At 59.6% G+C, this 15,433-nt stretch carries 7 protein-coding genes and 1 pseudogene; 4 read left to right on the plus strand and 4 right to left on the minus strand.

From position 1 onward, the window contains the following. Positions 1–164: 164 nt before the first annotated feature. The gene (gene rapA, locus RIFP1SYM_RS04680) at positions 165–3,047 is read left to right on the plus strand and encodes an RNA polymerase-associated protein RapA (protein ID WP_006475115.1); all 2,883 of its coding nucleotides are present in this window, start codon (positions 165–167) and stop codon (positions 3,045–3,047) included. A 98-nt stretch (positions 3,048–3,145) separates the two neighbouring features. On the opposite strand, the gene rsuA is transcribed toward rapA, so the two are convergent. From rsuA to RIFP1SYM_RS04705, 4 genes and pseudogenes are all read right to left on the minus strand, one after another. After that, on the minus strand, positions 3,146–3,847 hold the full coding sequence (gene rsuA, locus RIFP1SYM_RS04685; protein ID WP_005959978.1) for a 16S rRNA pseudouridine(516) synthase RsuA: 702 nt from the start codon (positions 3,845–3,847) through the stop codon (positions 3,146–3,148). Between the two features lie 459 nt (positions 3,848–4,306). Next, the gene (locus RIFP1SYM_RS04690) at positions 4,307–7,063 is read right to left on the minus strand and encodes an efflux RND transporter permease subunit (protein ID WP_005959979.1); all 2,757 of its coding nucleotides are present in this window, start codon (positions 7,061–7,063) and stop codon (positions 4,307–4,309) included. 2,344 nt (positions 7,064–9,407) lie between these two features. Beyond that, positions 9,408–10,346, minus strand: a complete 939-nt coding sequence (locus RIFP1SYM_RS04700; RefSeq protein WP_005959981.1) for an outer membrane lipoprotein-sorting protein — start codon at positions 10,344–10,346, stop codon at positions 9,408–9,410. Between the two features lie 243 nt (positions 10,347–10,589). Beyond that, positions 10,590–11,925: pseudogene (locus tag RIFP1SYM_RS04705) on the minus strand (UDP-glucose dehydrogenase family protein). A gap of 258 nt (positions 11,926–12,183) precedes the next feature. Between RIFP1SYM_RS04705 and hemA the strand changes: the two are divergent. The 3 genes from hemA to prmC are packed head-to-tail and all read left to right on the plus strand — an operon-like array spanning position 12,184 to position 15,394. Continuing rightward, a complete protein-coding gene (hemA, locus tag RIFP1SYM_RS04710) occupies positions 12,184–13,452 on the plus strand; it encodes a glutamyl-tRNA reductase (protein WP_006475120.1) in 1,269 nt (422 codons plus the stop codon). Then, entirely contained in the window at positions 13,449–14,528 is a 1,080-nt protein-coding gene (gene prfA / locus RIFP1SYM_RS04715; protein WP_005959985.1) for a peptide chain release factor 1, read from the plus strand. Before hemA ends, prfA begins: the two co-directional genes overlap by 4 nt. Next, on the plus strand, positions 14,525–15,394 hold the full coding sequence (gene prmC / locus RIFP1SYM_RS04720) for a peptide chain release factor N(5)-glutamine methyltransferase (RefSeq protein WP_005959986.1): 870 nt from the start codon (positions 14,525–14,527) through the stop codon (positions 15,392–15,394). Before prfA ends, prmC begins: the two co-directional genes overlap by 4 nt. Positions 15,395–15,433: the final 39 nt, after the last annotated feature.

The following is a 15,433-nucleotide window of genomic DNA, read 5'->3' on the forward strand; positions in this document are numbered from 1 at the left end:
ACTCCGGCCACCAGGGCGGCAGTTGAAAGAAATTAGGCGGATTCTAAAGACTCCCACAGGCAGGTAAAAGAGCAATGTAGCCAAAGCCGCCCCCATGACTCTCCGTAAACCTGAATTTAGCCGCTAAATTCAATACAATGGTGGGTTTTTTGCGGAGACCTCGAATGCATGAGTTCATCCCCGGCCAACGCTGGATCAGTGACACCGAATCGGAGCTCGGCCTGGGCAGCGTCGTCAAACTCGAAGGCCGTACCGTCACCCTGCGGTTCGAGGCCAGCGACGCCACCCGCGTCTATGCGAGCGCCAACGCCCCGCTCACTCGGATCCGCTTCGACAGTGGCGACCAGGTGGAGGACCAGCAGGGTGAAGCCCTGCACATCACCTCGGTCAGCGAACAACAGGGCCTGCTCATCTATTCCGTACGACAGCAGGATGGCAACACACGCCAGCTGCCGGAGAGCGAACTCAGTCACTACCTGCGCTTCAACAAACCCCGCGACCGGCTGCTCACCGGCCAGCTCGACGCCAACCACTGGTTTGAGCTGCGCTACCACAGCCTGCACCACCAGGCACAGCTGGCAGAATCGGCCAACTACGGTCTGCAAGGCGCACGTATCGACCTGATCCCGCACCAGCTCTACATCGCCCACGAGGTGGCTGGCCGTCATGCACCGCGGGTGCTACTGGCCGACGAAGTTGGGCTCGGCAAGACCATCGAGGCCTGCCTGATCCTGCACCAGCAACTGATCAGCGGACGCACCAACCGTGCCCTGATCCTGGTGCCCTCACCGCTGCTGCACCAGTGGCTGGTGGAACTGCTGCGGCGTTTCAACCTGCACTTCAGCATCTTCGACGAAGAGCGCTGTACCGCAATCATCGAATCGGGCCAGGCAAGCAACCCTTTTCATGCCGAGCAGCTGGTGCTCTGCAGCCTCGACCTGTTCAGTCAGAATCCGCAGCGCTTCTCCCAAGCCCTAGAAGGCGAGTGGGATCTGTTGATCATCGACGAGGCCCACCACCTCGCCTGGAGCGAGGATGACCCTAGCCCCGAATACTTGCTGGTGGAGGCGCTGGCCCTCAACACCCCCGGCATCCTGCTACTCACCGCCACCCCGGAACAGCTCGGCCGCGCTGGCCATTTCGCCCGACTGCGACTACTCGACCCCGACCGCTTCCACTCTCTAGAGGCATTTCTCGCCGAAGAACAAGCCTACCGCCCCGCCGCCGAGGCGATCGACCGGCTGATGCAGCGCACCCCCCTCTCAGAAGATGCGCAGGCACAGATCCTCGACCAGTTTGGCGAAGAGGAGTGCGCCAAACTGCTGGCCATGATCAGCGACGCAGATTCTGACGAAGCGCAACGTGAGTCGGCCCGCAGCGCCCTGATCGAGCTGCTGCTCGACCGCCATGGCACCGGCCGGGTGATGTTCCGCAACAATCGCGCAGGCATCAGCGGCTTTCCAGAGCGCGAATTCCACGGCTACCCGCTGCCCAACCCGGAGTGCTACGACGCGGAACAGATCGACCCGCAGCAGAGCGCCCCACCAGACGCCTGGCTCACCCCCGAGCGCATCCACGCCGCCGCCGGCCTGAAAGAGTGGTGGCGCACCGACCCACGAGTGAGCTGGCTGTGTCGCTTCCTACGCGAGAACCCAGAGCCCAAACTGCTGCTGATCTGCGCCCACGCGCAGACCGCCATCGAGCTGCAGGAGGCTCTGCGCAGCCTGGAGGGGATAGGCGCCGCCCTGTTCCACGAGGGCATGAGCATCATCGAACGCGATCGCGCCGCCGCCTGGTTTGCCGACCCAGACCAAGGCAGCCGCATCCTGCTCTGCTCAGAGATCGGCAGCGAGGGGCGCAACTTCCAGTTCGCCCACCACCTGGTGCTGTTCGACCTGCCACTCAACCCCGACCTGCTGGAGCAGCGCATCGGCCGGCTCGACCGCATCGGCCAGCAACAGACCGTGCGTGTGCACGTGCCCTATCTCAGCCCCGGCCCCCAGGAGCGGCTGGTGCGCTGGTACCACGAGGGACTCGACGCCTTCCACCACACTGTGCCCGGGGCCCACACCATCTTCAGCCAGCTCGCACCGGCACTGCAGCAGGTACTGGAGGAGGACGAAGCCGAAGCGGAACTTGAGCCACTGCTGGCGGCCACCGCTGAGCTGCGCCAGCAGACCGCGCAACGCCTGCAGCAGGGCCGCGACCACCTGCTTGAGCTGGCAGGCTGCCGTCAGCCCCTCGCTGACCAGATCGTGCGGCAGATACGCAGTCTCGATAGCTCCTCCAGGCTCTACGAATATTGCGAGCGGCTGTTCGGTTGCTTTGGCGCAGAGGTCGAACCCCTCGGCAACGGCTTTGTACTTCGTCCTGCTGAGCAGATCAGCAACAACCGCCTGCCTGGCCTACCAGACGACGGTCTGACACTGACATTCGACCGCGCCGATGCACTGGCCCACGAAGACCGGCAGTTCCTCACCTGGGAACACCCCATGCTGCGCGAGGCGATGCAGCAGGTGATCAGCCAGGAGAGCGGCAACAGCAGCGCCATCGCGCTGCGCCATCCAGAGATGAAACCCGGCCAGCTGCTGATCGAGGCGCTGTTCCAGATCGAGTGCATCGCCCCGGCCGAACTGCAGGTGGGGCGCTTCCTGCCGCCGCAACTGATCCGGGTGCTGGTCAACCCGCAGGGCGAACGCCTCGACCAGCAACTCACGATAGATCAGATCGCCCAACAGGGTGAGCCGCTGCCGCCCCAGTCCACCGCACCGGTGCTACGCCGATTTCGCAAGGAGATTCTGGAGTTGATCAGCGCCGCTGAGAAGAGCGCAGAAAAAGAGCTTCGACCGAAGGTCAAACAGGCGCTCGACAATATGATGGAGCGCTTCACCGGGGAGATTCAGCGTATGATCGCGCTGCGCAAGCACAATCCATCGATCCGCCGGGTGGAGATTGAACTGCTGCAGCAACAGGGGCTGACGCTGCATCAGCAGATCCAGGGGGCGCGGCTGAGGATGGATGCACTGCGGTTGATCGTCACCCTGTGACAGCAAGCCCTACGCTCCGCAGTTTGCAGCAAGTGTGCCCTTCCCGCGGAGCTATGGGCAGTAATATGCCCATAGCCATGATGGCCACCGCTGTCGATTCAGGGCTCAGCGAAGATCCCGCTGATCTCATCCTCCGTCAGCGCCCGATAATTTCCGGGAGACAGATCAGGGTCGAGCTGGAGCGCACCAATCCGTTCGCGGTGCAGCACCACTACCCGATTCCCCAGCGCAGCGAACATCCGCTTCACCTGATGATAGCGGTCTTCGGTGATAGTGAGACGGCAGGAGTTCGATGACACCAGTTGCAGCTGCACCGGCTTGGTGGGACGAGCCTCGCTACACAATAGAATACCCNAACGAAGGCGCTCAGCATCCCGCTCTGACAGCGACTCGGCCAGGGTGACAAGGTAGCGCTTGGAGCACTTCCGTGCCGGCGCAAGGATACGATGGGACCAGGCACCATCATCCGTGATCAGCAACAGACCGGTGGTATCGATATCGAGCCGACCGACGAAGTGGAGACCCATAGCAGTCGCCTCATCCAACAGATCGAGCACGCCAGGATGAAGCTCCGGCTCGGTTGAACAGACATATCCTTCAGGTTTGTGCCGCATGAAATAGCGCGGTTCGTGCCGCGCCACCAATCCGCCATCCAGCGACACTGCCGCGGCCTCCATGACATTCAACGACGGCTGTTTCTGCGGCTCTCCATCCACCGACACCCGCCCGCCACAGATCGCCTTCTGCGCCTGGGAACGGGTCAACGTGGTGACGCTGCTCAGATAGCGGTCGAGCCTCATCAGTTTTTCTAGTGCAGGCGGTACTTATGCACTTTAATCTCAATCAGAGCCGGCCCACGCATTGGCTTTCCATTGGCCAACCGGGGGTGTCACTCGCCGATACGAAGTAAAGACCAAACCGTTGCTCGCCTCATGGGCCAAAACCACATGGGCCGCCTTAGTTTGAGGATGTGGAAGGCGAGTTCGACACACGATCGGACCTTAGCCTTGAGCGTTTCAATCTCTTCCGCCAATCAGCGCATCTCGCTGCCTTGTTAAAGTTTCCTTATTTAGTTGCATCGCATAGCGATGTTCCAGGTGAGGTCTTCTCTTTGAGCGCCTCACGCTTGTTCGCCCCGTGTAGCCGGCGTCGCCCCAGATTGATTCTGCTCTACTCATCCCACTATTGCCGAAAAACAGCAAGGCCGGCGAGATGCCGGCCTTGCTGTACTATTCACCGCTCAGGCGGTTCAAGCGAGGTCAAACCCCAAATACAAACTTCGGCCGCAGCCACTTCACTAGCAGCGGCAGCAGGGTCAGGGCGGTCACCACATCAATCAGCAGAGCCTCACTGATATAGACACCCAGCCCCCAGGTATTGGCCAGGTCGGTATTGAGCAACGGGATAAAACAGCCCAACAGCACGATCACCGAGATGATCACCGCCGATCCGGTCGTGTTGAGCGTGTTCTCCAACGACTGCTCCCAATTGCCTGCGGTGGCCTGCATCTCCTCGCGCAATCGCGAGATCATATAGATGCCGTAGTCGATACCCAGCCCCATGGCGATACTCAGTGCCACCTGCAGATGGAACGCCAGGTTGCCCGACCAGTTCTCCACCCGGGTCATGTAACCACCCAGCCCATACTGGGCATAGAGGGTGATGAAGAGCATCACCATCAGGATCACCGAGACCACCACGGAACGGAAGATCAGGGCTGCGATGACGAACACCGCAGCGGCGGTCAGCAGCGGTCCCGCGAGCCAATTGTCAACAGCCACTTCGCGAGTCGCCTCGGTGGCACCGAGAAAACCGCCAACCGCCGGACGGATATAATCCGGGCCATCCACCGAGAGTTCGTTGGTATCACTGGAGAGATCATCCACCGGACCGGCGCGCAGACCGAAGTTGACCTTGCCAAAGCCCGAATCATTCTTGTGGTCCTCGATGTACTGCTGGATATCCATGGTGACCTGATGGGTCTCCTTCGGATCCATGGTGTTGATGAAGCCCATCACCACGCCCTCGTTCCAGTTCGACATGACGAAGGAGTCCATGTCGCCCTCATCGGTCATGGTCTCCAGCAGTCCGTTGTAGAGCTGTACGATCTCGTCACCGCTGCGGTCATCATCCGGATCTATGGAGCGCAACTTGGCATCGCTCGGGATATAGAGATCCTTCAGCTGCGGTTTCTCGCCCGGCTCGGCGGTCAGTAGCATGTTGATCAAGCGGATGTACTGAGCGTAGGAGCCGGTAAAGCCGATGAACGGATGGGCCCGCATCCACTCCTCCATCGCCTCGATGTCAGCCAGCACCTCGGCATCGTTGAAGATGCCCTGGGCGCCACAGGGATCAGGATCCCAGCAACCCAGCTCGGCCTCGTACTTCTTGCACTGAGCCAGCTTCTCGGCGGGCTCCTCGATATCGTAGAGCTCTTCCGGGAAAGGCGTCTCGGTACAGAGCTCAGAGACCGGCGCCTTGCCCCGGATCGGGATCGAGACCGAGATAACACCGGGCATTATCTGGTTCAGGCGTTCTAGTTGCTGGATCGTGATCGACTGCTCTTTGAAGGCGGCACGGGAGTAGTTGATACCCTTCTCCACCCCCGGCATCAGATCCTCTGAGGTACCGTTCAAGATATCGGTCTCATAGGTGGACCAGCCGATAACCACCGCCACAAAGCCGATCGGCAACCATTTGCCCGGCCCCGCCAGCAGGTTAGTGATGGCGCCACCCACCTTATGCTCCCAGGCGCGCTCACCTCCTTCGTCCATCTGCGCATTGCTGCCGGGAAAGGTGATCATCAGCAGGGGGATCAGGCTGGTGGTGGTAAACAACAGCGTCAGCATGCCAAACATGCCAAAGTAGGCGTAGGCCTTGTAGAAGGAGATATCCACCGTGGCCAGGGTGGCAAAGCCCACCATGTCGGTGATGATGGAGAGGGTCGCCGGGACAATAGTGTGTGAGATGGCGAGCCGCGCCGCATCCTCGCAGCTCCCCCCCTTCGCCTGCTCCTGCATGAAACGCCGGGTCACCTGCACCGAGTGCCCTATGCCGATGGCAAGCAGCAACATCGGCGTCAGCACCATCATGGTGGTCAGTTTGAAGGAGGAGAAACCCATCACTCCCAGGGTCAGGATGATGGTGGAACCGACGCCGATCATCGGGAACAGCGCACCGCGCCAGTTGCGGAATTCGAACCAGAGCGCAGCTACCACGATCGCCAGGGAGATGACAAACAGCCACCACTTATTGACTAGATCGGCAAGCATCCAGGCGAGGAAGTAGGGCTCGCCGGCAACCAGCAACTCGAAGCGATCATCCTCGCCATATTCGTCCATCATGGCACGCACCGAGCGCACCCAGGGGAGGTAGATCTCCTTCACGTCATCGGTATAGTCACCGATGATATAGAGCGACTTAGCAGTGCAGTTCTTTGTATCCCTGTCGCTGAACTCACACTTGTTGCCGGCGGCATCCTCAAAGCCTATCAGCATCGGACCCATCACCGGATTGCCCTCGATGCCCTCCTTGAGGAATGCCAGCTGTTCGGCGGCCACAGCGGAGTCTTCACTGATACCCTCGGTGGGGATCAGGCGCTTGAACACCAGACCGTTCTCGTCCGCCCCCATAAACTTGATCTTCTTCGCAGCGATGTCGATGAAGTTCGAGGCGCGCGCCGTGGGCAACTCCACCAGCCGGGTGTGGATCTCCTGCACCTTGTTGATGAACCACCCCTGGTAGACGTCACCCTCCTTGACGCGCAGGGTGAAGACCATCAGATTGCCCATGCCAAAGTTATGCTCGGCATAGAGGTTGGTCGCCACATAACGATTGCTCGGCGGCAGCAGGGTATCTGGATCATTGCGCATATCCAAATTCTTGATCTGCAGAGCAGTAATCACGGTAACAACCAGCAACAGCAGCATCAGCGGCCAGCGGAAGCGGATGACAAAATCGGCGTAACGTTCCGCCCAGTGGTTGTTAGCTGATTGGCTTGCGGGGGTTTCGCTCATGACACTTGGGACTCCATGCCGAGAGTAGAAAAGAGAGCGAGGATGGAGGGCATTCCAACGGAATGCCCCTCCATCCTCATCAGCGGATTTCGATGCTCAACCCGGATCAGTCGAACAGGTACTTCACTCCCAGCTGGAAGTTGGATGACTTGTCGAACTGGCCAAAGGTGGTGTCTTTGTCACCCCAGTAGTGGTTCCACTCAGCAGAACCGATCAACTCGTCGGTGAAGGTGTACTCCATATCGAGCCGGTTCCACCAGCCACCGCCCTCTTCATAGATGGTGATGTTGTTCCAGCGGTGCTCCTGCGAGTCACCAAACGGCTTGGAGAAGAAGAGCGAGTAGAACTCTTTGAACTCATGTCCCTTGTTCAGGCCGTTATCCAGGTTCATGGTAGCCATGTCACCGGTGTAGCGGGAGCAATCGTAGCTGTTGCCCGCCTGGGTGGTACAGGTGCGCGTCTCCTCGATAAAGTCCATGTTCCAGAACTGGATAAACTGGGCACTGACCAGCATGTTGGTCAGCACGGTGATATCCGCACCCAGCACATACTTAAACATGTCCGCCTCTTCCATGCGCAGGGAGTTGGTCAGGTCACCAATCCCCAGCAGGCGCCGATCCACCACCGGCTGCATCTCATCCTTGTTGTAGAGAAACTCGCCGCGCAGCACGATGGCGCCCATCGCCTCGGTGTCCATTGCATAGTCGAACGAGGTGCCGAGACTGTGGATGCGGTTCAGCTTCTCCGTCATCACCATCTCCACCGGATTGGTGTTGGTGTTGGTGGCAAAGGTGGTTGGGTCGATCGCACCATAGTATTCGCCAGCTGCATTGTGCAACAGGATGGAGACCGAGTTTGAACCATCAGCCGCAAAAGAGTTGGGGATCTGATCAGGCGTCAGATCGGTAGCTGGATTGGGCGCTTGAGCACCAGTAGCAGGGTCAATCAGCATCGCCTGGGCGCGCTGCACCGACAGAGTCTCCTTGGTGACCGCATCACGCCAACTCATCTCCACATAGGGGTTGGAGTCGTAGTGATAGAAGTAGTTGAAGGAGTAGTTAAAGCCACCATCGGTGCTGCCGCGATAACGTGCGCCAAAGTTGGCATCCAGATCGTTCGGATAGTCACGCTCATAGACTGCACCGGCGCTGTTACCGGTCGCACCCGCCCCGGAAAAGGAGTTAAAGGTGGAGAAAGTAGCGTTGGCCATATACTCGAACGCTGATGAAGCCTGACTGACATCCCAGGTCACATCAGTTGGCAACTGCCCGGTGACACTGGTCAGATTGGTGACCCAGAAGTTGCCGTTGGGATCAACCGCCACGGTCGGATCGGTCAGACCAAACTGGGCGATCTGGTTGAGCATCACACTGCCTGACGTGCCACTGCCGATCGGGTCCGGGTTGCTGGCAAAACCGTCCACACTCAGGCCGGCGAAACCCACCAGGCCGCTCGCCATCGGCACACCGCCGGTCAACATGCCAGCCTGGGCTGCATTGTTGAAGCTCTGCGCCGTCGCTGCTAGACGCGGGGTAACGTTGAGGAAGCCATTGACCTTGCCAGTGATCGAATCGACGCCCTTCATCAGGAACGGATGCTCGGCATCTCCATCCGCATTCAGTCCGGGGATCTTGTTCTCCTCAACCTGGGAGACGATCAGCTGGATGTTGCCGTTCTCACCCACGTTACNCTCCGCATTGATCATCCAGATCGGGATGCGTGAGTCTTCCATCGCATTCTGGTTGAGTTCGCGGTAATCGGTAGGATTAATGATATCGAGCAGCTTCATACCATCCGCGGTACCCCACACCACCTGCTGCTTACCAAGGCGTAGATCCCAACCACCAACGCCGGTGTCCACGTAGAGTTCACGGAACCAGTCGTTCTGGGTATAGCTCTCGTGGCTCTTATAACCGTCGACCCCTTCAGTGTCGTAGATCAGGTTGAGTTCGCCGTGCCAGCTGCTCTCTTCACCGAGATCACCATTGAAGAAGATCCGCGCGGAGTTCTCGAATTTCATCAGGTCGCCGGCGCTATGCTCTGTTGTATCGAGCATGCTGGAGGCCTGACCGGTACGTTGCCCGCTTTTGGTAAAGACCGCGGTCTCATTCTTCAGATAGCCGCTAACTTCGATCTCCGCCACTGCCACCCCAGGCAGCACCAACGCAAGCAGCATGGATTGATAAATCACTGATCGCTTAAACATTTACATACTCCTCCCCCGGCCCCATGGACCCCGCCTAGCGGCTTCCCCTTTTGTCCGGTTGGAATCTGGTTAAACTGCAGGCTGCCGTTGCGGCAGCCCAAAAAAGAGGGGCAATCGCCCCTCTAACTTGGTTGATTATTACCGCTTGATCTTGCGCAGGGTCTTTTCCGACCACTTGCTCGGCTTCCAGTCGTGGTTGAACTCCACCACTTCATCCGGAATCACCGCCCAGGTCTCATGGCCGCTAGCGAAAGTCTTTCCGTACCAGTAGGCCCAGGACTGCGCGCGCGCGTCATCCTGACCGAGGCTGACCCAATCACGATCGATTACCTTGATCTTCTCGCCATCTTTGAAAAACTCGGTGCGATAGTCGGCAAAGGTCTTGGTATCAACATAGCTGACACGGTAGTCATACCACCAGTTCTGACGCTTGGTGGTACTCTTCAGCTTGTAGACCTGTTTGCCCTTGTGTTTGCAGGACGCAGCGGGGGGATTGGGCAGATACTTGACCTTGACATCCGGAATAGAACCCAGGCAGTCGTTGAATTCTTCTTTGCCCAGCAGTTCATGGGTCTCGTCCTTCGGCTTGCGCAAGGTGACATCACCGAAAGTAAAGTCGGTACCGCCCCAGGCATCATCATGGGCCGGCTCGGCAAAACGACGAATCTTGCGTAGCGCAGGCAACCAGATGGAGTAGGACTGACTCTTGTTGTCATCCACATAGTCGGTGATCAGCATGCCGGTGCCTCTCAGCTTGCCGGAGCGGAAGATCGCCAAGTCCATGGCGTTGATCGCGCTGTCGCGGTAGTCGTTATTGAGGTAACGTTCCAGGGCGATGGTGGTGGGCTTCTTGCCGGCAGACTTGTTGATCAGCACGGTCATCGTCTTGCCTTTCTTGGTGATGCCGTAGTTTTTCATCGCATAGAAGTGGTTGACGAAATAGACCTGATCGGCGATTTCGGCGGCACTGGGGGTTCCCGAGGGAATGGCCAGATCCTTGGACACCCCGGCAGCGACATGAGTGGAGATAAAAAAGGGAATCGCCGCGGCCGCGGCAACAAACTTACGCAAGTGCATCTTTGAAGATCCTCCTAAGCGGTGCTACTACTGCGCGTCCATCAGATAACTTTTTTAGGTTATTCTTATATGGAACGCATTATTCTAATGGCCGGTATTAATATCAAACATCCCCTTGCACCGCAATAAGGGAAAACCGCTACATAGGCCAGCTTTTGCCTCTGCAGTCGCCCTCGCATATCGTGATTCCAAACTCTTCAGGGCAAAAAAAACCCCGCTCTGCGGCGGGGTCCGTTTGGTGCCTCAGCTCGCCGGGTGGGCATCCGCGCCGATAGCAAAATAACTTAGCCTGCTCGCGTCACAGTCTCCGGCTCAAACATATTGCGTCCATCGAACACCGCCGGGCTCCCCAGAGTCTCTTTGATACTGTCAAAGTCGGGACTGCGGAACTGGGTCCATTCAGTCATGATGATCAGGGCCTCCGCACCCTGCAGGGCATCTTGGGCGCTCTCACAAAAGGTCAGCTCATCGCGTTCGCCATAGATACGGCCCGCCTCCTCCATCGCCACTGGATCGTAGACCCGCACCGAGGCACCCGCCTCCCACAGCGACTCCATCATCACCCGGCTGGAGGCCGCACGCATGTCATCCGTATTGGGCTTGAAGGCCAGGCCCCAGAGAGCAATGTCTTGCCTTTCAGGTCCCCATCAAAATAGCGATTCAACTTATTGAAGATGATCCGCTTCTGATCGCTATTGACCGCTTCGACGGCAGTCAACAGACGTGGATTGTAGCCAACGCTCAACGCCGTCTTCTCCAGCGCCTGTACATCCTTGGGAAAACAGGAGCCGCCGTAACCGCACCCCGGGTAGATGAACTGATAGCCGATGCGCGGATCAGAACCGATACCGATACGCACCTTCTCAATATCCGCGCCCAGCAGGTCGGCGATATTGGAGAGTTCGTTCATGAAGCTGATCTTGGTGGCAAGAATCGCGTTGGCCGCATACTTGGTCAACTCGGCGGAGCGCACATCCATCACCATCACGCGCTCGTGATTGCGATTGAACGGCGCATAGAGGGCGCGCAGCAGCTCACCGGTACGGGGATTATCGGTACCCACAACGATGCGATCGGGACGCATGAAATCATCGATCGCCGCACCCTCTTTGAGGAACTCCGGATTGGAGACCACGTCATATTCGATCTCGACGCCACGTGTCGCCTGAACCTCGCGTATCGCCTCACACACCTTGTCGCCGGTACCAACCGGCACGGTAGACTTGTCGATGATGACACGATACTCGGTCATGTGCTCCGCGATGCTGCGCGCCACGGCCGTCACATACTGCAGATCGGCGGAGCCATCCTCATCCGGCGGAGTGCCCACCGCGATGAACTGGAACAGCCCGTGCTCGACGCCCTTTTTTGGATCGAGCGTAAAGGCAAGACGCCCCGCCTCGCGGTTGCGCTTAACCATCTCTTCAAGGCCCGGCTCATAGATCGGGATGCCGCCACTGTTGAGCATATCGATCTTGGCCGGATCGACATCCACACACATAACATCATTACCGACCTCAGCCAGACAGGCGCCCGTGACCAAACCGACGTATCCACTTCCGAAGATCGTAACTTTCATTTATTCAAGACTCCATTAAACCTTAAGATTACAGGCCCAAGCCGGACTGACTTCAAATTTGGCCGGAGATTGCTGCCGTTCTACAAGAAAGGCCGGATGCTACCAGAGTTCAAATCAATTTCCCTAACCAATACTGGAGTTACGAGAATCCCCTTTGAAAACGGCACCCTGGCGCAACCCAGCCCTTGAACTGAAGACAATGATATTACACAATCCCGCATTCCGTTCGCCAAAACCCAATACCCGAATCAACTCCCGATGCCAATACTCGCCCTGGGCCTTAACCACAAAACCGCGCCGGTAGAGGTCCGCGAACGGATCACCTTTGGTCCCGATATCATAGCCGGCGCTCTGCGCAGCCTGCTCGAGGCCGCCTCGGTGGAGGAGTCGGTGATCCTCTCCACCTGCAATCGCACCGAAGTCTACTGCAGCATCAACGACACCGAAAAGGGCTCGGTGGCCGACTGGATCAGCGACTTCCACGGCCTCGACAACGGCAAGGTCAGCCCCTACCTCTACAGCCACATGGATGCCGATGCAGTGCGCCACCTGATGCGTGTCTCCTGCGGCCTCGACTCCCTGGTGCTGGGCGAACCGCAGATCCTCGGACAGGTCAAATCGGCCTTCCAGACCGCCGCCAGCGCCAACGCCACCGGCAAGATGCTGAGCAAGCTATTCCAACACGTGTTCTCGGTCTCCAAGCAGATCCGCACCGATACCGCCATTGGCAACAGCCCAGTGTCAGTTGCGTTTGCCGCAGTCAGCCTGGCGCGCCAGATCTTCAGCGAGCTGGAGGAGCAAACCGCGATGCTGATCGGCGCCGGCGAGACCGTCGAACTGGCCGCCCGGCATCTGCATCAGAACGGCATCGGCCGCATCATCGTCGCCAACCGCACTGTCGAGCGCGCCCACAGCCTGGCCGCCCAGTTCGACGGCTACGCCATCGCCCTGACTGAGATCGGCAACCACCTGGCGGAGGCCGACATCGTCATCTCCTCCACTGCCAGCCCGCTGCCGATCCTCGGCAAAGGCACCGTCGAGCGGACCCTCAAGGAGCGCAAACACCGCCCCATATTTATGGTCGACATCGCCGTGCCGCGGGACATCGAACCCGAGGTCGCCGATCTGAGCGACATCTACCTCTACACGGTGGACGACCTAGACGAGGTAATCGAAGAGAACAAACGCTCACGCCAAGAGGCGGCACTGCAGGCCGAGGAGATCATCGACCAGCATGTCGAGGCGTTCATGGGCTGGCTGCGCTCCCTCGACGCAGTGGAGCTAATCCAGGGGTACCGCATCCAGGCCGAACAGCTGCGCAATGAGACCTTGAAGAAGGCCCTGCAACAATTGAAGAAGGGCAAATCGCCAGAGGAGGCACTGCAGTTCCTCGCCCACACGCTCACCAACAAGCTGCTGCACACCCCCAGCGCCCAGCTGCGCCAGGCCGGCTTCGACGGCCAAATCGAACTGCTAGAGGCCGCCAACACTCTGTTTCAACTAAAAAAGCCTACGAATCGTCCATGAAACCCTCCCTGCGGGGCAAGCTGGAGCAGATCGCCGACCGTTTCGAGGAGATCACCGCCCTGCTGGCCGACCCCGAAGTCCAAAACGACCAGAACCAATTTCGCGACCTCAGCCGGGAGTACGCCCAACTCGAGCCGGTGGTGGAGAGCTACCGGCGCTTCAGCCAGGCAGAGGCGGATATCGAGTCGGCACAGGAGATGCTCGCCGACCCGGAGATGGCCGAGTTGGCTGCCGAAGAACTGGCAGAAGCAGAGCACACCCGGGACCTCCTCGAACCGGAGCTGCAGCTGCTGCTGATCCCCGCCGACCCCAACGACCAACGCAACATCTTTCTCGAGATCCGCGCCGGCACCGGTGGCGCTGAAGCGGCGCTGTTCGCCGGCGACCTCTACCGCATGTACCTGCGCTACAGTGAAACCCTGGGCTGGCAGACCGAGACCATCAGCGAGAGCCCAGGCGAGCACGGCGGCTACAAGGAGATCATCTGCCGCATCAGTGGCAACGCGGTCTACTCACGACTGAAATTTGAGTCGGGTGCACATCGGGTACAGCGAGTGCCAGAGACCGAATCCCAAGGGCGCATCCACACCTCCGCCTGCACCGTCGCAATCCTGCCCGAAGCCGACGCCATCGATGAGGTCGAGATCAACAGTAACGACCTGCGCATCGATACCTATCGAGCCTCCGGCGCCGGCGGCCAGCACGTCAACAAGACCGACTCCGCGGTGCGCATTACCCACCTGCCCACCGGCATCGTGATCGAGTGCCAAGACGAACGCTCACAGCATAAGAACAAGGCCCGTGCCATGTCGTTGCTATCGGCGCGCCTGCTCTCCCAGGCCCAGGAGGCGCAGAGCAGCGCCCAGGCGCAGAACCGCAAACTGCAGGTCGGCAGCGGCGACCGCTCGGAGCGCATCCGCACCTACAACTTCCCGCAGAACCGCCTCACCGATCACCGCGTCAATCTGACCCTCTACAAGCTCGATGAGATCATGGCCGGCGGCCTGGAGCAGGTGATCGATCCGCTGCTGCGCGAGTATCAGGCAGAACAGCTGGCGGCGATGGGCGAGGCGTGACCAGTCTGCGCGAGGCGCAGCAGCAGGCAGGCGCCCGGCTTCGCGCCCTACCCCACGCCGAGGCCGAACTTGAGGCCGCGCTGCTGCTCTGCCATCTGCTCGACAAGCCGCGCAGCCACCTTTACGCCTGGCCCGAGCAGGAGCTCACAGCCAACCAGATGCGGCAATTTTCACAGCTGCTGGAACGCCGCCTCAGCGGCGAGCCGCTAGCCTACATCCTTGGCCTACGTGAATTCTGGTCGCTGCAGCTCGAGGTCAATCCAGATACCCTGATCCCCCGCCCGGAGACCGAGCTACTGGTGGAGATCGCACTGACCCATCTCGACGACAGCCAGGCCAGCCGCATCGCCGATCTCGGCACCGGCAGCGGCGCCATCGCCCTGGCGATCGGCCGCGAGCGCCCCGACTGTCACATCGACGCCACCGATCTCAAACCGCAGACGCTGCAGACCGCGCGCAGCAATGCCCAGCGCCTCGGCATCGGCAATCTGGAGTTCCACCTCGGCAGCTGGTACTCCGCACTGCCACGCGGTGCGCACTACCGACTGCTGCTCAGCAACCCACCCTATATCGCCGATGACGACCCCCATCTCTGCCAGGGAGATCTGCCCCGCGAACCCCGCGCCGCGCTGGCCTCAGGGCCAGACGGCCTACAGGCGATACGTCAGCTCTGTGCCGACGCCCCAGCCCACCTCGAAGCGGGGGGCTGGTTGATCTTCGAGCACGGCTTCGAGCAGGGAGCTGCAGCCCGCTCACTGCTGCAGCAGGCCGGCTTTGTCGAGATCCAGACCCACCAGGATCTGGCCGGGTTGGATCGTGTCACTGAGGGATGTCTGCCTGCGCCTGCCCAAGCGGTGAGTCAATGAGGATTCTCAAGATGCGACCAGTAACGCTTGCATATTCAC

Source organism: endosymbiont of Riftia pachyptila (vent Ph05), from assembly GCF_000224455.1.
Lineage (GTDB): Bacteria > Pseudomonadota > Gammaproteobacteria > Chromatiales > Chromatiaceae > Endoriftia > Endoriftia persephonae.

Bases quoted from the DNA above. Each gene is read 5' to 3' on its own strand.
- rapA (WP_006475115.1), top strand. From the start codon at position 165: ATGCATGAGTTCATCCCCGGCCAACGCTGGATCAGTGACACCGAATCG.
- hemA (WP_006475120.1), top strand. From the start codon at position 12,184: ATGCCAATACTCGCCCTGGGCCTTAACCACAAAACCGCGCCGGTAGAG.
- RIFP1SYM_RS04690 (WP_005959979.1), bottom strand. From the start codon at position 7,063: ATGAGCGAAACCCCCGCAAGCCAATCAGCTAACAACCACTGGGCGGAA.
- RIFP1SYM_RS04700 (WP_005959981.1), bottom strand. From the start codon at position 10,346: ATGCACTTGCGTAAGTTTGTTGCCGCGGCCGCGGCGATTCCCTTTTTT.
- prfA (WP_005959985.1), top strand. From the start codon at position 13,449: ATGAAACCCTCCCTGCGGGGCAAGCTGGAGCAGATCGCCGACCGTTTC.